Consider the following 22,125-nt stretch of genomic DNA (forward strand, 5'->3'; position numbering starts at 1 on the left):
TATCTTCCTTAGTATCATTCAGATTAAAACGTCCTTTACATCACTTTAGAGTATTAAGATCTTCCTATAAAAAAGGGGGCATCTCTTAAAGATCCCCCCTTTTCCCACTTACGGGATCTATTCAATCTTGCTACATAAATCTTGTTGCCACTAAATAGATAATGGTTCCAGCATAGTTACCGATCACATATCCAACCGTACCAATTACTAAAATAGGACCGACTAAAGTTCTCCAGCCCTTACTAATAGCCATCGCAGCGGCCGTTGTAGGACCTCCAACGTTTGCGTTACAGACCAGTAATATCTCTTCTAAAGTAAATTTAAAGAGCTTACCGAACACTAAGCTAACAATAAGGTTAATCAACATAATCATCACCACAAATAGTAGTAATAATGGCGCATTTTGTATAATCATCGGGATAGATGCAGGGATTCCAATCACTACAAAAAAGAGATAGACCATATAAGTCCCTAACTCTTGGCTACCATTTAACTTTTGGAAGGGTTTTTGAAATAAGAAGATTACGATAAATGTTAAAGTAGTTAAGATCAGATAAGGGTCTGTAATAAAACTGACTAAAATCTCTAAAGCAAGGTTATCAATCATTGAACGAAGCGGTTTTAACCACGCCGCTAAAGTAAATGAAATCCCCACAATTAAAAGCGAAGCACCCATATTAATGGCAATATCTTTTAAAGAGATATTTCGTGGTTGCCAGTAGCTTGCGGCAAGATTTTCATCACTGTCATTGACATTTTTTTCCACCTCATCAATATACGGCGTTTTAAAGCGCTTACGAAACCAACTCATGGCAGAAATGGTTAAAAGGACAATAAAATAGAGCGCCATGATAAGATTATCCGCCACAATCGTTGATGCGACCATATCTTTTGTCGGTTCAAGCTTTGCAGTCATTGCCGCAAAGTTTACGCCTCCCCCAATATAAGATGCACCAATCATCCCACTAATTTTATCAAGCTCTGGGATGACATTTTTGAAGGTAAAAAAGGCAATAAAGGCCCCTAACATTGTCCCGATAGAGCTTAATAAAAAGATAAAGAGTAATCGGCGACTCTCTGTAAAAATACTTTTTACATTCACTTGGAATAAAAGGAGAGGGATAGCGATAGGAACAACATAAGCCCAAACCATATCGTAAACAGCGGCATCTGTGGGAATAATTTTAAAACTAGAAAAACTAATAGCAATAATCAGCGCAATCACAGCTCCAGGAACTTTTGCAGACCACTTATAGCGCTGCTCAATAATAATTGATGCTGATGCTGCTACAAATAAAAATGCCAATAGCAGCCATGTTTGATCGGCAGATATTAATGTATTCATCTCCCTCTTCTCCTTTTTATAAATTGTTATAAATTGTTATTCATCCTGAACTGTCTCAATGATTAAGGTTCACGATGACTTTTTTACATCCTTAATATCCGTAATACCATAAAATGCCTTATTTTCGGTGTAATACCCCCAAAGCTGATTGCCAAAATCAAAATGCCACCATTCAGAAGGCAGATTACTAAAACCAACAGACCTCATCCCATGAATGAGAAGGCGGCGATTATCACGAATCTGTCTTGTCTCTAAATCATCACTCTCTTCAAAGTAATGACTCCAAGAAGCTTCATCCATCGCATCAAAACTTGTTCCCATATCTAGTTCTTGATTAGACGCCACATCAAATAGCGTTAAATCGATAGATCCCCCCGTTAAATGTGGGCTAGGCGCCATTGGATCTTGGCTTGGTTTTGCCACAAACTGATTTAGAATCTCATCAATCTGCGCATCATTAAAATTGGGATATTCAACGACTAAGTTGTCTCTAAAATCGTGTCGTAATGCTGCTTGAACCGCGATGGGTCTCCAAGCATCTAAGACTAAAATCCCGAGGTTTTCAGGTAACTTTTCCAATAGTTGATAGAGTTTTTCTAAGATGGATTCTCGGGTATAAACAGGCAATAGTGCCCCTGCAATATGGTCATGATAATAAGCAGAATAAACACTTAAACGAGCACTTGGCTTAATCTCCACTAAAGCTTCATGGCTTAATACATTCTTTGTATCAATTAAAACTTCCCGTACTTTTTCCCACATCAAATCGCTATTTTTGACTGGCTTTTGAAGCCACTCCTGCGCACTCATACGCTTCCCCTGTGATTTTTTATTATTAATGATCCCCAACATTGTGGTGATTTGTGACTAAAGTTTAAAACGATTTACAAAAACTAGCAATGCTTACATGACAAACTCTTTTCATGCGCGAACCGCTCTCCACTTTTACTAAGCACTCACCTACAAAAAAGCCCCTAAACTTCATGTTTAGAGGCTTTTCATTTACTTTATCATCATTATATACTGCTGAATGGAGTCAATATTACATAGGGATGTAATGCTCCTACCTTACCCTCAATGCCTTTAGTGTGTGTCTTTACAAGGCTTAAACACGAGCATAAGGCTCTAAACCTAATACCATACGACCATTTTTTGTGGCGATATTAATGGCTTCTTCAAGGTTTGTATAGCGGCAACCTGTAATAAGAAGTTTTAACTCCTCCCACATATCCCCATCACTAAATGGGAGCATGTAATCTGCGATATTATCCGTTCCTACAGCGACAGGAACTCCTGCTTTTGCAAGTTCATCGGCAGGTGTGATCGCATTACGTGTTGGCCCTTGCTCTTCACGACGAGGGCTATCAATCCATGCAAATGGACAAGCAATCACCATCATTTGTGCTTTGAGCATTTTCTCATAAAGCATTTGACGATAGGCTTCATCATGCGCCGTAATAGAGATACTATGGATCGCCACAACTCTTCCTTCCATACCATGCTCGATTGTTTTATCAGCAACTAACTCTGTCTCTTTCTCTTCTTTAGAGTTAAATTGGTCAACGTGAACATGAACCATTTTTCCTTGCGATTTAGCCGTTTGTAATAAGACATCCATATGAACGGCATCCATTCCTTCTCCATGATCACGTAAATCACGGCGAGGAAGACCGCCGATAATATCAACCTTATCAGCACCTTTATCAAACCAGTAACGCGCTTCTTTATCGATCACCCCTTTTAAGGTTTGATTCACAAGTTTAATGGTAATATCTTTCTCGTAATTAAGACGCGCACGAAGTGCTGCATTAATTGCACGCTCTTCAGCAATTGGGTCAACGTCAATAAAGCTACCCACAGCGGTAACACCTTGCTCGATCATACGCTCAATCCCCATAGAGAAATGGCGATAATAATCTTCCTCTGTCATATTTGCTTTAATACGATCAAGCGTGTCCCATTTTTCAATTAATGTTTGTGTTTGATAAACCTCAAAGCCCGCATAGTCAATAGTAAAAGCACGGTCACCATGCATATGCGCATTGACCCAACCACCATTTTTTTTAATATTATTTAATAAATAAGCTTTTAAACTTCTAGTGTCCGTGTAAATACGATGTTCTTTAGCGATTAATGTGCTCATAGTTTTTCCTTTTTTTTAAATTTATTAAACAGCGGCAAGGTTGATTGCTTTTTTTACGCAAAAAAAAATAGGCAAAAAAAAACCTCCATTACAAATGGAGGTCTCTTTTCGTAAATTTTTTAATAGTAATAGAATCAAAAGAAATAGCGAAACGTCGTTGCATAGTGACGTTTTTTTTCATTCGTGATGTGCCATGATGCTGGGTCATCGTCTATTTCCTTTTATCAGATTCCAAACAAACGAGTACATTCTAGGCGCTAAAAAAAAATTTGCAATCTTTTCTTGAAATTTCTTAATTTTATCGTTTTTTATCACAATAAAGCTCAGCCTTTTTAAAAGAGATAAAGCCAGATAACCGGATACTTTTATCTTATTTTAACGACGTGTATTAGGCTGATTACCCCAATTTAATTTCTCTCTTAAAATAGAGAAATAGTGATAATCTTCTGAGTGAACTAAGGTTAATAAATGCTCAGAAGGCTCAATCGTTAATCGCTCTTCATTAGCTAACGTAAATAACTCTTGTCCATCACAGGTAACATTCACCGGTGTTTTCTCACGATCACTTGTCACCACTTCAACCTTACAATTAGCAGGAATCACTAAAGGGCGATGGCTAAAAGTATGAGGACAAATAGGAGAGATCACTATCGCAGGTAATGACGGATACATAATCGGCCCCCCCGTGGAGAGTGAATAAGCCGTTGAACCCGTTGGGGTTGCAAGAATAAGTCCATCAGCACGATAGGTTGAAAGATAATGGTCATTGACATAAACATCTATCTCAATCAGACGTGAAAGCTCTGTTTTATGAATCACCACATCGTTCATTGCAAATGAGCGAAACTCATTATCAATTTTTGCTTTTAATAAAAAACGCTCTTCCAGTTTTAATTGACCATCTAAAATTTCTGATAATCGTGTATGGAGCGCTCTTTGATCAATATCTGTTAAAAATCCTAATCTTCCTAAATTAACACCAAGCACCGGAATATTAAGTTGATGAACTTTACGAGCAATCCCTAAAAAAGTTCCATCTCCCCCAAAAGCGATAATTAAATCAGATGAAGCAATCTCCTTCATAATTGTTTCAGGATAAGTTAACGCTAAGCGATATTCTAAATTATCGACTTCAAAATAGGAGACACCGCGCTCATCCATAATATCTTTGGTACGCAAGACAGCTTCTTGAACCTCTTTCGATTCCTTATTACTGAGAATTAACGCGATTTTTTGAAATTTTTTCATTTTCTATGGTATTGTGACTTGTTTATAGTGGTTCATAGCATAGCACGTAACTTTTAGCTTAAAAGTTCTTATTTGCCATTTTATGATGCTATCTATAAAAAAACTGTCATTAGCCTAATATCTTCCTTTAAGATTTCACTCACTCTCTAACAAAATAGGAAATCCTCTTCCCTTACCTAATTATAGAGTAGGGTTTATCTCTCTTTTTAGAAAGTTAGCGAGAGCCTCCAGGAAGCGTATTGTTTTTAACCTAATCAATCAAGATATCTCCAGTTTATATTGAGAAGAAAATTGATTTAGATAAAAAATGACAGAAACGTACAAGCCATTCTCTCTTCACAGAGTAGAAGTTCCCTTAAACTACGCTAAATGAATATTGGAGGTATAATGCGTAAAGCCCTTTTTTTTCTACTTAGCATAAGCATGGTCCCAGGCCTTGCCTTTGCTGGAGGCGAGCTCTCATTTGATGGTCAAGACCTCTCTTTGCTTTGGTCTATTCCTTTCATCGGTATTATCCTATCGATTGCAATCTTTCCACTTATTGCCCCGACAACTTGGGAAAATCATTATGGGAAAATTGTAGCAGCTTGGACGGTACTATTCTTTGTCCCTCTCTTTTTTACTTATGATCTAAGTATCACCACCAATATCTTCGCGCATGCTTTAATCGAAGAATATATTCCCTTTATTTTACTTTTATTAGTTCTCTTTGCCGCATCAGGTGGGATTCATATTTCAGGTAACTTAGTTGCAAGCCCGAAATTTAACGTCTCTATCTTAGCAATTGGAACGATTTTAGCTTCAGTAATGGGAACAACTGGTGCTGCGATGCTCCTTATTCGCCCGATCTTATCGGCAAATAAAAATCGTAAACATCGTATGCATATTCCCATCTTCTTTATTTTCTTAGTGGCGAATATTGGGGGCGGTTTAACACCTTTAGGGGATCCACCACTTTTCCTTGGCTTCTTAAATGGCGTTGATTTCTTCTGGACTTTGCAACATATGTTCTTACCAGTTTTAATCTTCTCTATCATCTTGTTAGCAATTTTTTATGTGATTGATAGCTTCTATTTTAAGAAAGAAAATATCGCAAAATCAGATGAGAAAACAACTGTCGTCATCGTTGGAAAACAGAACTTCCTTATTATTCTTGGCGTTTTATTTGGCATTATTATGTCAGGAATCTGGATTCCGGGAATTACTTGGGATGTCTTTGGTGTTGAAGTTCATATTGAAAACGTCTTACGAGACCTCTTCTTTATCTTCTTAACATTTGTTTCCCTTAAGATCACATCGAAAAAAATCCGCACAGATAATAACTTCAATTGGCATCCTATTGTGGAAGTGGCAAAAATCTTTGCCGGTATTTTCTTAACAATTGTGCCAGTTATTACGATGTTAGAAGCTGGAAGAAATGGTGCATTTAGCAGTATCGTGGAAATTACCCACACAGATGCAGGTGAACCTATTAACGTGGTTTACTTCTGGGTCACAACTGTACTCTCTGCATTCTTAGATAATGCGCCAACATACCTAGTATTCTTTAAAATGGCCGGCGCTCAAGCCCCTGAAGGCATTGCTGCTGCTGATTACCTTATGAATGGTATTCCGGCAACCCTTCTAGCGATTTCGATGGGTACCGTATTTACAGGTCCATTAACTTATATCGGGAACGCACCGAACTTCATGGTGAAAGCAATGGCTGAACAAGAAGGCATTAAAATGCCCTCATTCTTTGGCTATATGTTCATTGCGATGATCGTGTTAATCCCCGTCTATATTCTTCTAAACATTATCTTCTTGTAAGATTTTGTAAGAAGAGCCTATGGACAAAAGAAAGCGCTAGATTTTCTAGCGCTTTCTTGTAATATTTATAAGCTGATCCCATTACGATGGTGATCATTATAATCGGACTTATAATTCATAAGGCAGGATAAATTAAATGACTCTGTTAGTACAAAAATATGGCGGTAGTTCTGTTGCAAATATTGAACGTATTCAGAATGTGGCACGTCGTATTCAAAAATATCACGAAAAAGGAAATAAAATGGTGGTGGTTCTCTCTGCAATGTCAGGAGAAACCGATCGCCTCATACAGCTTGCACATGGATTGACCAAACGCCCTAACCCAAGAGAAATGGATGCTTTAGTATCAACTGGCGAGCAGGTCAGTATATCTCTTTTATGTATTGCACTCGAAGCAATGGGCATTAAAGCAAAATCATATAATGGTGACCAAGCTCGAATCTTAACAGACCAAGTTCATACCAAAGCCCGAATTAAAAACATTGATACCTCTGCAATGGAAGCTGATTTAAACAATGGTTATGTTGTTGTCGTCGCAGGATTCCAAGGTGTTACAGAAGATGGATCTGTCACAACGCTTGGTAGAGGTGGATCAGATACAACAGCCGTTGCACTTGCCGCTCGTTTAAAAGCCGCAGAATGCCAAATCTTTACAGATGTCGATGGCGTTTATACAACGGACCCAAGAATTGAGCCTAAAGCTCGCAAACTTGATAAAATTGCTTTTGAAGAGATGCTTGAACTTTCAAGCTTAGGTTCAAAAGTATTACAAATTCGCTCAGTAGAGCTTGCCGCAAAGAACAAAGTACCGCTTCGTGTTCTCTCTTCATTAATTGAAGAAGGCGAAGGAACCCTTATTACTACAGAAAAGGATATTGACATGGAAGCAGCCATTATCTCAGGTGTTGCAACAAGTAAAAATGAAGCAAAAATTACCGTGCTTGGTGTTCCCGATCAGCCTGGTATTGCCTTTAATATTCTTGAACAAATTAGTGATGCCAATATTGAAGTAGATATGATTGTCCAAAACATTTCACAAGATGGGACAACTGATTTTACCTTCACAACTAATGAAACTGATTTTGACCGCGCGTTAGAAATTACAGAAACAACGGCAAAAGAGATGGGTGCTCGCAAAGTTCTTGGTGATAAAGATATTGTAAAAGTCTCCTTAGTTGGCCTTGGTATGCGCTCACATGCTGGTGTTGCAAGTCTTATGTTTAAAGCACTCGCAAATGAAAAGATTAATATCAAAATGATTTCAACTTCAGAAATTAAAGTTTCTGTTATCATCGACAGCAAATATCATGAACTTGCGGTTAGAACACTTCATGATGCATTTAAGCTTGATGAGTAATCATCGTTATATCTTTTTTTGACGTTTACGATTACCATTTAAGTCAATATTTATAAAAAAGGATTTCGCCGTTAACTTTCACTTAACGGCGCTATTTTATGAAAAAGATAAAGTTACTCTCGCCACTTCTTCTCATTACGCTCTTCTTTTTAAATCTCAGTTTTGCGGAGAAGAAGATGGAGGTAAAAATTGAAGGAATCTCCCATAAAAAAGCACTTGAAAATGCTCAAAATGCGGCAGAGATTTATGCACTTAATGGTAAAACAGCGCCCCCTGAGCTACGCATCCAATGGCTATATGAAGAAGGGGTTAAGCAAATTAGTAACTCACTTCAACCCTATGGCTTTTACCGCGCGAAGATCAAGGGTGATCTCATCTTCGGCCAAGAAACGATCTCTGTAACATACAGAGTCGACCCCGGTCCACAAATCCCCATTGGCCAGATTATTCTTGGCGTTACGGACCTTGAATCTGTTAAAGAGAGAAATACCAAAGAAGCTCCAGATGAGTACAAGGCTTTCACTAAAATCATCAATAGTAGTAAGCTAAAAGTCGGGGCACCACTGAATCATACGCAATATGAATCAACGAAAAGCAAGCTCTCACAAAAGGCTTCAGAACTGGGTTATTTTGATGCTTTTTATCCTTATCATGAGTTAGTCGTGAATCTCAATAAGTATGAAGCTGATATCGACTTACAGATGACTCTCGGTGATCGCTATCGTTTTGGTACTTCTACTTTTCATCAAGAATATTTTTCTGATGAGTTTCTCAATCGCTTTTTGCATAATATGCGTCTCAATAATGATTATAGCGATGAAAAACTAGTTCAACTTCAATCCACATTTAATGAAACAAACTATTTTGAGGATGTCGTGATTATGCCTCAAAAAAATATGGAAACGAAAGAAGTTCCTCTTGATATCTATCTTCGCCCAAGAAAACAGCGCACTTTAACATTTGGGGTTGGATACTCTTCTGACATCGGTCCTAAAGTGATGGGAGGACTTAACTGGCATTACTTTAATCCTTATGGTCACAAACTTTCTACAAGCTTCCTCTTTGGTCAGAAAAAACGCGATGCCACCATCAATTATCAAATCCCAGGCTCAGATCCAACCCAAGATGCGTACAACATCTTCTTTAATTATGATTTTGAAAATACCTCAACAAAAGATTACACCACCTATTTAGTCGGGGCATCTAAAGAGAGAACCCGAGATCAATACAAATATGGCTACTCCCTACACTACCAATATGATCGCTTTAGAGACGTTTATGGCAGTAAGCAAAATAGTAAATTATTAGTGCCGACATTTTATGGGGAGTGGAAATCTGCAAAAACAATTCCCTTTAATCAATTTGGCTTTAAAGTGGAAGGAAAAATTCGCGGTGCGATGAGCTCTGTTGGTTCAGATATCTCCTTTCTACAAGCAAGTATCGGCGCTCATACCTTTATTCCGCTTGGGGAGAATAATCGGCTCTTAATCAGAGGCATGATTGGCAATACCACCATTAAATCTGAAGATCTTAATAAACTTCCACCAAGCTTACGTTTCTATACAGGCGGCGATAATACGGTGCGTGGCTATAAATATGATGGCATTGGTGAAAGAGGCTATAACGGCGAAATCTATGGAGGAAAAAAGCTTGCTGTTGCCAGTATTGAATACGAACACAAAATATCCCCAAGCTTTGCAATCGCGACCTTTGTTGATGCTGGAGATGCGTATAATAGTAAAATCGATTTAAAATATGGCGCAGGAGCAGGAATTCGCTGGTACTCTCAAATAGGCGCCGTCAAACTCGATCTTGCACATGGCTTTGACAAAGATTTTGGCGATACCGTCCGCTTACATCTTAATATTGGCTTAGAGTTATAAATCTCTACAATAGACAATAACTTTACTACCCAAAAAATTCAGAAAAGCATTGCCTGATACAGACCCTCTTCAGACAATGCTTTTCTATTATGATCTTTATCAAAAGAGATCTAATAACATTATCACTCTGGAGTTTTATCGATGTTGCCAAATTGGTATTTTGAAATTTTTAATCGTTATAAAGAACAGCTACAGCGCAAAAATGCGCTCTACTTAGCGCTTAGCGCCGGAGTTGACTCTAATACCTTATTACATTGGTTATCGATATTTAAAGATGAACTCCCCCCGATCTACACCATTCATGTCAACCACAACTGGCATGGTGATTACTCTCATCTTTGGGCCAATTTTGCTAAAAAAAGAGCTGAATATTATGGCTTTACTCACTTTCACTATGAAGTCTATTTTAAAGATCATGATCCAAAAGGGTTAGAAGCTGCCGGCAGAGAGGCTCGCTACTTAAAGTTTGGAGAGACGATGCAAGAAAACTCCCTACTTTGTGTAGGACATCATCGCTCAGATCAAGCTGAAACACTAATGCAACGCTTACTTCGTAGCTCAGGTGTTCGGGGACTTGGCGCAATGCGAGATTTTAATAAAGTAGAATTTGGTCCTCATACAATTGAACTTTTTCGTCCTTTTCTCTCCATCTCTAAAAAATCACTTTACGAAACTGCCACAAAATTATCACTACCATGGTTAGAAGATTATACCAACCATGAAGCGGATGATATGGAGCGCAATATTATCCGTAACAACCTCTTTAAAACAATGGAAGATGAATTTCCAAAATATGAAGCAGCGTTTTATCAAGTCACACAATTCATGCAAGAAGCTGATGATTTACTGCAAGATATTGCCGCGGAAGATTTAACTAAAATTGGCGCTCAAAACCCTTTTTCCCCAAAAAACTCTACACTATTAATTAACCTTCCGGCATTACAAAAGCTCTCATATTTACGGCAGAAAAATGCTCTTCAAGCTTGGATTCGTCCCCATAATCTTATTTTTACCCAAAAACAGCTCTCAGAATTTTTCCGTGTTTTTGTAGAACAAGTGCCGACTCATCAAAGCTTTTTTAAATTAGAAAACTTTGGAATCTTCTATTTTCAAGATCATCTGTATCTACGCCCTTTAGTGGAAGATTCAATCACGCCAACATTACAATTTACCAAAGCAACTAATGCGCCCTCTCAAGCTTTCTGGGACCAAAAAAACTTAGCACTTATAAAGCGAGAAGGTGGCGAGCGCTTTCATCCTATTAATCGAGATAAAAGCCAATTATTACGAAAACTCTTACAAGAGCAGAATTTACCTCAGTGGGAACGTGATAACTGCTGGCTCTTAATAGATTTAGATACTAAAGAGATTCTTTGGATTAATCATCTTGGCTTTTCTAAATTACTAATGCCTTATATAAAAGAAGAAGGAGTCACTCCTTCTCTTGCACTTTTCATAACCGATGTGCCGGCAATCTAATGGAGTCATTTTAAACCGATTTTGCCATAAAATAAAAAAGCGACCTTCAAAGATCGCTTTTTTTATGCCTATTAACGCCGCACTCTACACAAACCTACTCTAATAATGCGGGTGGTAAAATCCAATAATTATTTTGATTATGCGCCTTCATATACGCTTTAAATTCAGGAGAGTTATAAGCTTTGATAATCGCTTTGGCCCAATCACTCTCTTGGTCTTTTCCTTTTATGACGACTTGCAAGTAAAGATCATCTAACAATGATTCTTGCGCTAATACATTACTAGGATCAAGTTTCCCTAACCAGACAATACTCCCCGGAATTACCGCAAAATCAGCATCATCTAAAATTCTAGGAATTAAACTTGAATCCACCTCTTTAATATTTAACTGATAAGGATTACCGGCAATATCATTTTTTGAAGCTTGCATTAGATTGATCCCAGGTTTTAACGAGATCCAACCAACCTTTGCTAATAATCCATAAGCTCTTGCTGCATTAGAGGCATCTTGTGGGATTAAAATCGTCATATTTTCGGCAACATCTGTTAAAGATTGATGCCTATTTGAAAAGATTCCCGCCGGTACTGTTGGAATCTTTTGAATGGCAACAAGATCTGTTCCACGCTGCTCATTAAATACTTTCATAAATCCAGCGTGCTGGGAAACAACAGCATCCACCGAATTTTCTGTCATCGCAATATTCGCCTCTAACAAGGCAGAAAAATTGATATGCTTAATCGTATATCCCTCTTTCTCTAAAATCGGCACAATCGCGGCATCAAATAGCTCATCATAAGGTCCAGGTGAAACCCCCATCGTAATAACCTTACTATCTTGCTCTTTAGAGCAGCCCACCAATAATGATAACCCCGTTATCATCACCGCTAACATCAATCCCCATCGCTTCATACTTACCTCTTATTTTAGTGATTCATTAAGCAACCCAACAAAAACATACTAAACATATATATAATAAACACAATATAAATAAGAGTATAACGCAAACTATTGCACAAATACAAACTCGCATTATAAAAAGAATTCATCAATGGCGAATAAAACAAAATAACATTAAAAATCAATAAGAAAAGAACCATTTACCCAGTAACTATTGACAAGTACGCTATGATATTAAGATAGGGATATACTCCTTTAATACTTCATTTAAAGAGCCCCATTCCGAATACCGATCCATAGATCAAACCACCCACGAGGAAATTCATGAAACGTCTATTACTTGCAGCATTAAGCTCGCTTGCGCTCTTTGCATCTTTTAGTTTGGCTGAACCTTTAAAGGTCATTACAAGCTTCTCTATTTTAGAAGATTTAGCGAAAAATATTGGCAAAGATAAAATCTCCGTAGAATCAATTATTCAAAGAGACCAAGATGCTCATAGCTTTGAGCCAACACCAAAAGATATCTTAAAAATTCAAAATGCTGATGTCGTTATTTTAAATGGGGTTGATTTTGATAATTGGCTCAGCCGGATTTTAACAGCCAATCAATATGAGGGGATTATCATTGATGCTAGCCGCCATGTGACATTACTTGCTTATGGTGATCACAACCATGGACATGATCACGACCACGGCCACGACCACGACCACGACCACGACCACGACCACGACCACGACCACGACCACGACCACGACCACGACCACGACCACGACCACGACCACGACCACGACCACGACCACGACCACGACCACGACCACGACCACGACCACGACCACGACCACGACCACGACCACGACCACGACCACGACCACGACCACGACCACGACCACGACCACGACCACGGCGAGTATGACCCGCATATTTGGCAAAATCCACTTAACGTCATCACAATGACGCAAAATATTACCGATGGTTTAAGCCTAGCATCGCCAGAAGATGCCCCTTACTTCACAGCGAACTTTAATTACTATAAAACTTTGCTTATGGATGCCGATCAATATGCAAAAGCACACTTAAATGGAGAGAGTAAAGCCCATCTCATGGTACTTCACGATAGCTTTAGCTACCTTGCTGATCGCTATCATCTTAACTTTGTCGCTATCTCTAACATCAATCCTTTAGCTGAACCTTCTGCCAAAAAAATGGCCGAGCTTTACAAGCTGGTAAAAGATGAGAATATTACGGCAATTTTTAGTGAAAATATTGCACCATCACGCTTTATTACGACACTTGCTAAAGACCTTAAGTTAAAAAATGGTGGAGTACTATATTCTGATGCGCTTACAAAAAATCCCCCCGCAAATACTTACCTTGAAATGTTCAAAAGCAATGTTGATCAAATCAGCAAGGTATTAGAGAGTACGGATAAGGAATAGGCGTTTTAAAATCGAAAAAATCACGAAAACGTGCTACTATTCATACTATTTAATTCACTCTTATATACCAAATAAAGGCAATTAGGATTATGTCTGAAAATATTGTTCGCACCAACTTTATTCGTCAAATTATCGATAAAGATTTAGAGAGCGGAAAATACCAGAGTCCCTCTGATATTCACACGCGCTTTCCACCGGAACCGAATGGTTACCTTCACATCGGGCATGCGAAATCTATCTGCCTTAACTTTGGTATTGCAAAAGATTACGGCGGTCGCTGTAATCTTCGCTTTGACGATACCAATCCCACAAAAGAAGAGATCGAATATGTTGAAGCGATTAAGGCTGACGTTGAATGGTTAGGCTTTAAATGGGATGACCTATTCTATGCTTCAGATTATTTTGAAAAATTCTATGAAGCTGCTATTCACTTTATCAAAAAAGGCATTGCCTACGTTGATGATAGTAGCGCTGAAGAGATCCGTGAAATGCGTGGGACATTAACAGCGCCAGGCGTTGAATCTCCTTATCGCAATCGTACTGTTGAAGAGAATCTTGACCTTTTTACTCGCATGCGTGCCGGCGAATTTAAAGATGGTGAAAAAGTTCTTCGTGCAAAAATCGATATGAGTTCACCTAATATGAATATGCGTGATCCAGCGCTCTATCGTATTCGTCATGAATCTCACCACCAAACAGGGGATGCTTGGTGCATCTATCCGATGTATGACTTTGCTCATGCTTTAAGTGATGCCATTGAAGGGATCACTCACTCAATCTGTACTCTTGAGTTTGAAGACCATCGCCCGCTTTATGATTGGTGTGTTGAAAATGCAGAAATGCCGCACGCTCCACATCAATATGAGTTTTCACGCCTTAATATTGAATATAACGTGATGTCCAAACGCCTTTTAACGCAACTTGTTTCATCAGGTTTTGTCGATGGCTGGAATGACCCACGTATGCCAACCATTTCTGGTCTTCGTCGCCGAGGATGTCCTCCTGAAGCATTACGCCTTTTCTGTGAAAGAATTGGGGTGACAAAATCAGAAAATATGATTGAGCTCCAACAACTTAGCCAATCGATGCGTGATGTGCTTAACGAAAAAGCAGATCGCCGCATGGCTGTCTTAGAGCCACTAAAAGTGACTTTAACAAATCTTAATCATGATGAAATGCTCACCATTGCAAATCATCCACAAGATGAGACGCGCGGCACTCGTGAAATAAATTTTAGCAATACACTCTATATTGATAAAGCTGATTTCCAAGAAGAAGCGAATAAAAAATATAAACGTTTAGTACTCGATAACTATGTTCGTCTACGTGGGGCTTATATCATTAAAGCCACAGATGTTGTAAAAGATGAAAATGGCGATATTATTGAAGTCATTGCTGAGATTGTCCCAGGATCCCTTGGTAAAAATGTTGAAGGCGTTAAAGCACGTGGCGTTATTCAATGGGTATCTGCAAAAGATGCCGTGGATATTACCGTACATAACTATGACGTTCTTTTCACGGAAAAAAATCCGCAAGGAATGCCGGGTGAACTGACTGATTATCTCAATAAAGATTCTCTTCACATCACTGTAGGTAAAGGCGAACCTGCTCTTTTAGATGCGCCTATCGAAGAAGCCTATCAATTTGAGCGAATTGGTTACTATGCCCGTGACTCTAAATCTGACAAACTGGTATTCAACCGAGTTGTTGAGCTAAAAGATAGCTTCGGAGAATAGAGTTTGAGTGAGATAATTCAATATGGCCCCTCACTCCTTGAGGGGTTTTTCATTACTATTACCTTAGGTGTTCTATCCTTCTTTATTGCCGCAGGATTAGGATTTGGATCAGCGCTCTTATCATTTAGCAAACATCGCTCATTACGCTTTGTTTCTAAAATCTACACCACGATTATTCGTGGAATCCCTGATATCGTTTTAATCTTCCTGCTCTTTTTTGGCTTACAAGAACTCCTAAACACCATTACAGAATCTATTGGGCTTGGCACCATTTTATTAAATCCCTTTATTTCTGGAATTATTACGATTGGGCTAATCTTTGGCGCTTTTATTTCAGAGACCTTTCGTGGTGCATTAATGGCAGTTCCTAAAGGACAATTTGAGTCTTGTATCGCGCTTGGCATGTCAAAGGCATACTTTTATCGCCGAATTATCTTCCCGCAAGCGATGCGCTTTGCCTTACCTGGCCTTAGCAATAACTGGTTAGTCATGCTCAAAACAACAGCTTTAGTCTCTCTTATTGGGCTCCATGATCTTGTATTTATCGCTAATAATGCCGGTAAAGCCACAAGGCTCTCCTTTGATTTTTATCTAGTAACAGCGCTTGGCTTTCTACTTTTAACAAGCGTTTCTATCTTAATCATCAAATATCTAGAGCACCACTATAGTACGGGCTATAAAGATGAGGTGTCATTATGATTGAATCATTTTATTACACCTTATTAGATCTATTTCCAAGTGATTATTTACCAGATGATTTTTTACCAGCCGTTTGGTTAACCATTAAACTTACGGCAATTGCTTCTATTGCTGGACTCGTTCTTGCTATCCCTCTATCTATTTTTGCGCTTTCCAAAAAAGCGATTATTCGCCTTCCGATTGATGCATTTAGCTATTTCTTTAGAGGGACACCGCTACTAGTTCAGATTTACCTTATCTACTTTGGATTAGGGCAATTTGAAGCCATTAGAAATAGTGGCTGGCTTTGGGATAACATCCTTACAGATGCTTATAAGTGTGTTTTAATCGCATTTACGCTAAATACCTGCGCTTATACCATTGAGATATTCAAAGGGGCACTAAAGCATACTCCTAAAGGTGAAATTGAGGCAGGAATTGCATTTGGAATGAGTAAATTTACGCTCTTTAGACGCGTTATTTTTCCATCAGGATTTAGACGCGCACTGCCAGCTTACAGTAATGAAGTTATTTTTATGCTTCATGGAACAGCGCAAGCATCCGTCCTAACGCTTGTTGATATTCTAGGTTGGGCAAGAAAAGTCTATAGTATTACCTACTCACCATTTATTCCTTTCTTAATTGCAGCACTTGTCTATCTTGTCTTAACTTTCTGCTTAGTTGCAATATTTCGTTACTGCGAAAGACGCTGGTTATCACATTTACAGCCCACCTATTAAGCGCAATTAAAAAAATTAAACTATTAAAAAAGCATCAGTTTGAACTGATGCTTTTTCTTTGTTAGACATTTTATAGTTGATTCGATTTAAGAAACACTATTTTTAACCGTATTAAGGGTACAAATTATGTATCAAATTAGCTTGCATGTTTTTGAAAATTACGTGCCAGCAGTTTTAAGCTTTTTTGATTCGTATCGGAATTTAATGCGTAATAGCTATATTTAACTCACTAAAAGCAAAGTCTTAATGAAAAACTCTCAAAAAAAATAAAGAGTTATAAACATATTTGGTTTGAAAAACATATTGGGTTTGAAATCTCAATAAGGACACATCCTATAAATACCCCCTATTTTGATCTGCAATAGTCAGTTTTCAATATCCGAATCTAAGAATGACGGAGCAACATCAACTCATCTTCCGTTAATGGCTCATTATTTTGTAGTTTTGCCAGCACTTTCTTTAAAGGAGATTCCCCTTTCGCAAGTTGCTGCATCAAATCTTTTAGCTCCCCTTCTTGGAGCTCTTCATCAATGATTAACTCTTGCATTGCAAGATTTCTAAGCCATTGCCCCCAGGGTTCTTCCTCAAAATGACGTATTAACTGCGCTGCCGTTGCAAGATTTTGGTAATCTTTAATAGCTGCAATCACCTCATAAAGCAAATTTTGCTGACGATCTTCGCTCTCTAATAAAAAATGAAGTCCCTGCAGATCCCTTGCTAAAGCTGGCTTACTTAATAATAAAATTAAAATGCGTTCAACCAGTGATTGACCACTACTAAAATTGACTTTCCGGCGAGAAGTCGTGCTACGCCCCTCTTTTACATAACGATTTAATAAACTTTCTGCTAAATTTGCACGACGACCAAGCTCTGCTCGCAGAAAATCACGTAGCGGAATATCTCGCATACTATTAATTTTCTCACCAGCAATTTCTAAAAACTGTGAACGCCCTTCAAAAGAATTCATATTCACGTCACTTTCAGCGGCTTCAAATAAGAATTGTGAAAGTGGTGCAGCATTTTTAACTAAATTTTGAAAAGCCTCTTTACCATGCGCCTGAACATAACTATCAGGATCTTCTCCCTCTGGGAGAAATAAGAATGAGACCTCTTTCCCTGCAGTTAATACAGAAAAAGACTCATCCATCGCTTTATGCGCCGCGCCTCTACCCGCCCTATCACCATCAAAACAGAAAACAATCCGTGAAGTATAACGAAGTAGTAACTCAATTTGACGATGACCAATAGCCGTCCCTAATGTTGCAACGCTATTTCCAATCCCATAATGCGAGAGCATTACAACATCCATATAGCCTTCTACAACAATAATTTCATTGTAATCTCGGCAATATTTACGAAGCTCATAAAGACCATAAACTTCCTCGCCTTTTTTAAAGATTGGTGTTTCTGGGGAGTTTAAGTATTTAGGCTCACCTTGATCTAATATGCGCCCACCAAAGCCAATCGTATCACCTTTACGGTTACGAATTGGGAACATAATACGATCCCGAAATCGATCATAACGCCGATGATTATCAGACTCACTCAGTAAACCTGCTTCTAATAGCTCATTTTCAGGAATATCATGTTTTGTCAGCTCCGTTAAGAGCCCGTTCCAGCCTTCTGGCGCAAAACCAATTCCAAACTTTTTAGCATCATCGCCGGTAATACCACGTTTTTGCAGATAATTAACCGCACGCTCTTTATCACTAGAAATACGCAATTGCTGACGATAAAAAGCCTCTGCCATACTCATCACTTCAAGCAGATTCTTTTGACGCTTAATAGCCGCTTCTGATTGCTTACTGCGACTTTCATAAGGAACTTCTAACCCTTCAATTTGCGCAAGTGCCTCAATAGCCTCTACAAACTCAAGCCGCTCATAGTTCATTAAAAAATCAAGCACACTACCGCTTGCATTACAGCCAAAACAGTAATAAAACTGCTTTGGCTCACTGACCGTAAAGGAAGGTGTTTTTTCATCATGAAAAGGACAACAAGCCTTATAGTTACTTCCTGCTCTCTTTAGCGGAACACGTTGGTTAATAACACTGACAATATCCGCCCTTGCTATTAACATATCGATAAATTCGCGCGGAATAAACCCCTTACCTTTACTCATTAATCAGTGCAACCCTCTATTAACCTAAACGGCTCTTCACAATTGCGCTCACAGCTGACATATCAGCTTTACCTAAAAGCTCAGGGCGAATTGCCGCCATTAATTTGCCCATACCACTCATATCTTTTACCTCTAGACTTGCAATTGCAGCATCTACAATCGCAATAACCTCAGCTTCTGAAAGCTGCGCTGGAAGATATGGCATGATATATGTTAATTGCTCTTCTTCTTTCTCCACTAAATCATGACGATCAGCTTTTTTAAATTGATCGATAGATTCACGGCGCTGATTCACCATACGATTTAAAATCGTCAGATAATCTGCTTCAACAAGCGCCTCACCTCTTTTCTGTAATTCTGCTTCTTGCACTTCAGCTAAGATTGCACGTAAAGTTGTGACTTTCTCACGCTCTTTAGCACGCATTGCATCTTTTACATCATTTTGAATTGTTGCTTTCATCTTTTTCCTTTATCTCATTAACGACTAATTAAAGAAGGGAGACATCAAGCCTCCCTTCGATATTCTATCTATAGGGCCATCTTCTAGATAAAGATAACCCTACTATATGAAGAGATACCGACGATTAAACCATCGTGATACTCATATAATTACATTCTAACTAGTTTAATAAACCCGCAATTGCTTCAAGATCAAGTGGCTTACCATTGACGATCCAAGCACCATTTTCATATTGTATATGAACACGAAGCCCATCAGCAACAAACTCTATTAATGGCGCTTCAGCGCTTAACATCATCGCCATCAACTGCATCTGCTGATAAGCTTCCTGCATTGCCTTACGAGCTGCATCCATAGTCTCTTCCTCACCTGCTGCTAATAATGCATTACTACCAAACTCAATGATATAAGCTTTTGGCGATGTGACATCTAACTCGATTGCCGCAATATATTGATTTACAAACTCAAAAAACCCTAAACCTGCAAATAATTGATCTAATGCCGCATCATCAGTAACATCTACTGTTGCAAGCTTTTCAATAAGCGCTGAATTAGGAGTAATACTTAAGAATTTCTTCGCTTCATGTTCACCAAGCTTACCATTAATATGAAATTCTACTGCTGTATCTTCTACAAGATATGTCTTAAAGAGTGCAAAAGCATTTTTGTAGGAATCATCAAAACTACTAAAATTATTAATTCCCGCCTCAGTAAGCTGCTCAAATAAATTATCAGCTAACGGCGTTAAAAATAGATCAAATGAAAGATCCCCAAAATTTGCAACAACATCGCGACCTTTTGGTGTTACTTGAATCTCTTTAACATCAATCTCTCCAAAGATCGTTGGCGCATTATCTCTAAGCTCAGCTCCCGTGCGATAAGAGATCTTATCAAGATTTACCTTCGTTTTTTGCTCATCACCACTATGCGCACTTAAAACTTCTAACCCATTTAATTCAAAAACAGATTTCTGGATTTTCTCATCATAGTTTAATTCAGTATCAAGCAGAAGATCTTCCACATTAATCTTTACATCACTCTCTTGATCTTTCACTTCTACGACGACATTACCGGTTTTATAAGTACCTTTTAAGGAATCAATTTTAGAAAAATCATCCTTAAAACCATAATCCCCCTCACCTACTAACCCTTCAATACGAATAAAACCTCTCTTCTCAGTATCAGGATTACTCACTTCTAATGTTGGAAATTCACTTTTAAATTTAAAATGCTGATTCTCACGATCAATCTGGCTTTGTGTTGCCACACCTTTTACTTCCATCAAAATAGAATCAACGCCATCAATTTGTGAATGTAAAGCATAATCACTATTAGAGATTACTGTCGCAACGCCTTTATTCTCAGCGTAGTTAGTGAAAACAACTTCACCAATCTCTTTAATTTGAAGATTTTCCTTCTCATTAAAGGAAATTTTGCTATTGACTTCAAAATCAGCAACATTATCACTACGTGTAATGCCTTCTATCTTCAATTCACGATCTTTGAAGATTGCTAAACCTGAGCTATCTAAAACTGTTTCTGCAATTGCTTTATAATCTTGCTCAAATAATTCGATAGAGGGTGCTGCGTTTACGTTACCTAAAAATAGGAGTGGCAAAGTTAAGGCAAGAATTCTTTTTTTCATGTAAGTGTCCTGAAGATTATTATTGATATAAATAACTTTATAATAGGTAATATACTGAATATTTGTATAAATCGTCGAATAATTATCACACTTTAGTGAAACTATTCCCCCATCATCTGCTGATACGCTTTTAAAAGAACATTAAAATCAGCCCCTTCTTTATGCATATTCTCACTTAAATAACGGCGCCATAATCGACTTTTGGGTACTTCATGAAAAAGCCCCAACATATGGCGAGCAATATGATTTAAGCGTCCACCTTGATTGATATGCTTAGTAATATAGCCTTCCATTGCCATAATGACATCAAACCGCGTTAATGCTTCATGATTATCATTATAAATTTCTCGATCTACATCGTTCATTTGATAAGGATGATGATAGATAGAGCGCCCCATCATCACACTATCAACCTTTTGCAATAATGATTTAGCTTCTTGCAGATCTTGAACGCCCCCATTAATTCCTATCACCAACGCAGGATATTGCTTTTTAATTTCAAAAACTCGTTCATAATTAAGGGGCGGAATTTCACGATTTTCTTTTGGAGATAAACCAGAAAGCCAAGCTTTACGGGCATGTAAAATAAAATTATCACACCCCCTAGCTGAAATTTCATCAATAAATTTTGCAAGAAATGCATAACTATCTTCATCATCAATGCCTATTCGGGTTTTGATCGTAACAGGCAGTGAGGTCGCTTCACTCATAGCCTGATAACAATCAGCAACAAGCGTTGGCTCTTCCATCAAGCACGCCCCAAATCGACCTTTTTGCACCCTATCAGATGGACAACCACAGTTTAAGTTAATTTCACTATAACCATAAGATTCCCCAATTTTAGCAGCCTTTGCTAAATCAGTCGGATCCGAGCCTCCTAATTGGAGTGCAACAGGCCCCTTCTCTTCAAAATAGAGATGCCGATCTTGATCACCATATAAGATAGCCCCTGTGGTGACCATTTCACTATACAAAAGTGCATGATGACTCATTACTCTATAAAAATAACGACAATGGCGATCTGTCCAATCTAGCATTGGCGCTACAGAAAATTTTTCAACCTGCATAGGCTTCCATATTTATTAGTAAGAAGATATTTGTTAGAGAATTTTATCAAATCTCTACGTAATGATAAAACAAAAAAT

18 protein-coding genes are annotated in these 22,125 nt (G+C 38.3%); 8 read left to right on the plus strand and 10 right to left on the minus strand.

Going from position 1 to position 22,125, the window contains the following annotated elements:
• Nucleotides 1–130 precede the first annotated feature (130 nt).
• The 4 genes from MMG00_RS07180 to MMG00_RS07195 all read right to left on the minus strand — a co-directional run bounded on the left by MMG00_RS07180 (nt 131) and on the right by MMG00_RS07195 (nt 4,736).
• Nucleotides 131–1,345 carry a DUF819 family protein gene (locus tag MMG00_RS07180; protein ID WP_242146866.1) on the minus strand — a complete coding sequence of 405 codons (1,215 nt, stop codon included), beginning with the start codon at nt 1,343–1,345 and terminating at the stop codon, nt 131–133.
• Nucleotides 1,346–1,414: 69 nt separating this feature from the next.
• Nucleotides 1,415–2,155 (minus strand): M15 family metallopeptidase, encoded by a 741-nt coding sequence (locus MMG00_RS07185; RefSeq protein WP_242146868.1) that lies wholly within the window; start codon nt 2,153–2,155, stop codon nt 1,415–1,417.
• A 295-nt stretch (nt 2,156–2,450) separates the two neighbouring features.
• Nucleotides 2,451–3,488 (minus strand): amidohydrolase family protein, encoded by a 1,038-nt coding sequence (locus tag MMG00_RS07190; RefSeq protein WP_242146870.1) that lies wholly within the window; start codon nt 3,486–3,488, stop codon nt 2,451–2,453.
• A gap of 375 nt (nt 3,489–3,863) precedes the next feature.
• Nucleotides 3,864–4,736, minus strand: a complete 873-nt coding sequence (locus MMG00_RS07195) for an NAD(+)/NADH kinase (RefSeq protein ID WP_242146873.1) — start codon at nt 4,734–4,736, stop codon at nt 3,864–3,866.
• Between the two features lie 387 nt (nt 4,737–5,123).
• Here MMG00_RS07195 and MMG00_RS07200 point away from each other — a divergent pair, with 387 nt between their 5' ends.
• The 4 genes from MMG00_RS07200 to tilS all read left to right on the plus strand — a co-directional run bounded on the left by MMG00_RS07200 (nt 5,124) and on the right by tilS (nt 11,264).
• Complete coding sequence (locus MMG00_RS07200) at nt 5,124–6,545, plus strand: sodium:proton antiporter (protein ID WP_432805918.1); 1,422 nt, start codon at nt 5,124–5,126, stop codon at nt 6,543–6,545.
• A gap of 136 nt (nt 6,546–6,681) precedes the next feature.
• Complete coding sequence (locus MMG00_RS07205) at nt 6,682–7,902, plus strand: aspartate kinase (protein ID WP_242146876.1); 1,221 nt, start codon at nt 6,682–6,684, stop codon at nt 7,900–7,902.
• A 98-nt stretch (nt 7,903–8,000) separates the two neighbouring features.
• A complete protein-coding gene (locus tag MMG00_RS07210) occupies nt 8,001–9,785 on the plus strand; it encodes an autotransporter assembly complex protein TamA (RefSeq protein ID WP_242146878.1) in 1,785 nt (594 codons plus the stop codon).
• 141 nt (nt 9,786–9,926) lie between these two features.
• The gene (gene tilS / locus MMG00_RS07215) at nt 9,927–11,264 is read left to right on the plus strand and encodes a tRNA lysidine(34) synthetase TilS (RefSeq protein ID WP_242146881.1); all 1,338 of its coding nucleotides are present in this window, start codon (nt 9,927–9,929) and stop codon (nt 11,262–11,264) included.
• Nucleotides 11,265–11,358: 94 nt separating this feature from the next.
• Here tilS and MMG00_RS07220 read toward each other — a convergent pair whose 3' ends face one another.
• Nucleotides 11,359–12,174, minus strand: coding sequence for a MetQ/NlpA family ABC transporter substrate-binding protein (locus tag MMG00_RS07220; protein ID WP_242146883.1), 816 nt, complete (start codon nt 12,172–12,174; stop codon nt 11,359–11,361).
• A 251-nt stretch (nt 12,175–12,425) separates the two neighbouring features.
• Entirely contained in the window at nt 12,426–12,566 is a 141-nt protein-coding gene (locus MMG00_RS07225; RefSeq protein WP_242153520.1) for a hypothetical protein, read from the minus strand.
• On the opposite strand from MMG00_RS07225, the gene MMG00_RS07230 reads away from it, so the two are divergent.
• The 4 genes from MMG00_RS07230 (at nt 12,544) to MMG00_RS07245 (ending at nt 16,753) form a co-directional block, all read left to right on the plus strand.
• On the plus strand, nt 12,544–13,599 hold the full coding sequence (locus MMG00_RS07230; RefSeq protein ID WP_242153377.1) for a metal ABC transporter substrate-binding protein: 1,056 nt from the start codon (nt 12,544–12,546) through the stop codon (nt 13,597–13,599). The genes MMG00_RS07225 and MMG00_RS07230 overlap by 23 nt on opposite strands.
• A gap of 89 nt (nt 13,600–13,688) precedes the next feature.
• A complete protein-coding gene (locus MMG00_RS07235; protein WP_242146886.1) occupies nt 13,689–15,335 on the plus strand; it encodes a glutamine--tRNA ligase/YqeY domain fusion protein in 1,647 nt (548 codons plus the stop codon).
• A gap of 3 nt (nt 15,336–15,338) precedes the next feature.
• On the plus strand, nt 15,339–16,034 hold the full coding sequence (locus MMG00_RS07240) for an ABC transporter permease (protein ID WP_270049273.1): 696 nt from the start codon (nt 15,339–15,341) through the stop codon (nt 16,032–16,034).
• On the plus strand, nt 16,031–16,753 hold the full coding sequence (locus MMG00_RS07245; RefSeq protein ID WP_242146888.1) for an ABC transporter permease: 723 nt from the start codon (nt 16,031–16,033) through the stop codon (nt 16,751–16,753). The genes MMG00_RS07240 and MMG00_RS07245 overlap by 4 nt, the downstream gene beginning before the upstream one ends.
• 385 nt (nt 16,754–17,138) lie before the next feature.
• Here the strand turns inward: MMG00_RS07245 and dnaG are convergent, their stop codons facing one another.
• From dnaG to dusA, 4 genes are all read right to left on the minus strand, one after another.
• Complete coding sequence (dnaG, locus tag MMG00_RS07250) at nt 17,139–18,875, minus strand: DNA primase (RefSeq protein WP_242146891.1); 1,737 nt, start codon at nt 18,873–18,875, stop codon at nt 17,139–17,141.
• A 19-nt stretch (nt 18,876–18,894) separates the two neighbouring features.
• Nucleotides 18,895–19,335 (minus strand): GatB/YqeY domain-containing protein, encoded by a 441-nt coding sequence (locus MMG00_RS07255; RefSeq protein ID WP_242146893.1) that lies wholly within the window; start codon nt 19,333–19,335, stop codon nt 18,895–18,897.
• A gap of 160 nt (nt 19,336–19,495) precedes the next feature.
• Entirely contained in the window at nt 19,496–20,980 is a 1,485-nt protein-coding gene (locus tag MMG00_RS07260; protein WP_242146894.1) for a YdgA family protein, read from the minus strand.
• A gap of 101 nt (nt 20,981–21,081) precedes the next feature.
• Nucleotides 21,082–22,047 carry a tRNA dihydrouridine(20/20a) synthase DusA gene (gene dusA, locus MMG00_RS07265; RefSeq protein ID WP_242146896.1) on the minus strand — a complete coding sequence of 322 codons (966 nt, stop codon included), beginning with the start codon at nt 22,045–22,047 and terminating at the stop codon, nt 21,082–21,084.
• Between the last annotated feature and the right edge of the window lie 78 nt (nt 22,048–22,125).

Source organism: Ignatzschineria rhizosphaerae, from assembly GCF_022655595.1.
Lineage (GTDB): Bacteria > Pseudomonadota > Gammaproteobacteria > Cardiobacteriales > Wohlfahrtiimonadaceae > Ignatzschineria > Ignatzschineria rhizosphaerae.

What these genes read in the sequence shown, in the direction of transcription:
- MMG00_RS07260 (WP_242146894.1), bottom strand. Translation starts at nt 20,980, where the DNA reads ATGAAAAAAAGAATTCTTGCCTTAACTTTGCCACTCCTATTTTTAGGT.
- MMG00_RS07225 (WP_242153520.1), bottom strand. Translation starts at nt 12,566, where the DNA reads ATGACCTTTAAAGGTTCAGCCAAACTAAAAGATGCAAAGAGCGCAAGC.
- dnaG (WP_242146891.1), bottom strand. Translation starts at nt 18,875, where the DNA reads ATGAGTAAAGGTAAGGGGTTTATTCCGCGCGAATTTATCGATATGTTA.
- MMG00_RS07210 (WP_242146878.1), top strand. Translation starts at nt 8,001, where the DNA reads ATGAAAAAGATAAAGTTACTCTCGCCACTTCTTCTCATTACGCTCTTC.
- MMG00_RS07220 (WP_242146883.1), bottom strand. Translation starts at nt 12,174, where the DNA reads ATGAAGCGATGGGGATTGATGTTAGCGGTGATGATAACGGGGTTATCA.
- MMG00_RS07205 (WP_242146876.1), top strand. Translation starts at nt 6,682, where the DNA reads ATGACTCTGTTAGTACAAAAATATGGCGGTAGTTCTGTTGCAAATATT.
- MMG00_RS07255 (WP_242146893.1), bottom strand. Translation starts at nt 19,335, where the DNA reads ATGAAAGCAACAATTCAAAATGATGTAAAAGATGCAATGCGTGCTAAA.
- MMG00_RS07190 (WP_242146870.1), bottom strand. Translation starts at nt 3,488, where the DNA reads ATGAGCACATTAATCGCTAAAGAACATCGTATTTACACGGACACTAGA.
- MMG00_RS07195 (WP_242146873.1), bottom strand. Translation starts at nt 4,736, where the DNA reads ATGAAAAAATTTCAAAAAATCGCGTTAATTCTCAGTAATAAGGAATCG.
- MMG00_RS07185 (WP_242146868.1), bottom strand. Translation starts at nt 2,155, where the DNA reads ATGAGTGCGCAGGAGTGGCTTCAAAAGCCAGTCAAAAATAGCGATTTG.
- MMG00_RS07245 (WP_242146888.1), top strand. Translation starts at nt 16,031, where the DNA reads ATGATTGAATCATTTTATTACACCTTATTAGATCTATTTCCAAGTGAT.
- dusA (WP_242146896.1), bottom strand. Translation starts at nt 22,047, where the DNA reads ATGCAGGTTGAAAAATTTTCTGTAGCGCCAATGCTAGATTGGACAGAT.
- MMG00_RS07235 (WP_242146886.1), top strand. Translation starts at nt 13,689, where the DNA reads ATGTCTGAAAATATTGTTCGCACCAACTTTATTCGTCAAATTATCGAT.
- tilS (WP_242146881.1), top strand. Translation starts at nt 9,927, where the DNA reads ATGTTGCCAAATTGGTATTTTGAAATTTTTAATCGTTATAAAGAACAG.
- MMG00_RS07180 (WP_242146866.1), bottom strand. Translation starts at nt 1,345, where the DNA reads ATGAATACATTAATATCTGCCGATCAAACATGGCTGCTATTGGCATTT.
- MMG00_RS07200 (WP_432805918.1), top strand. Translation starts at nt 5,124, where the DNA reads ATGCGTAAAGCCCTTTTTTTTCTACTTAGCATAAGCATGGTCCCAGGC.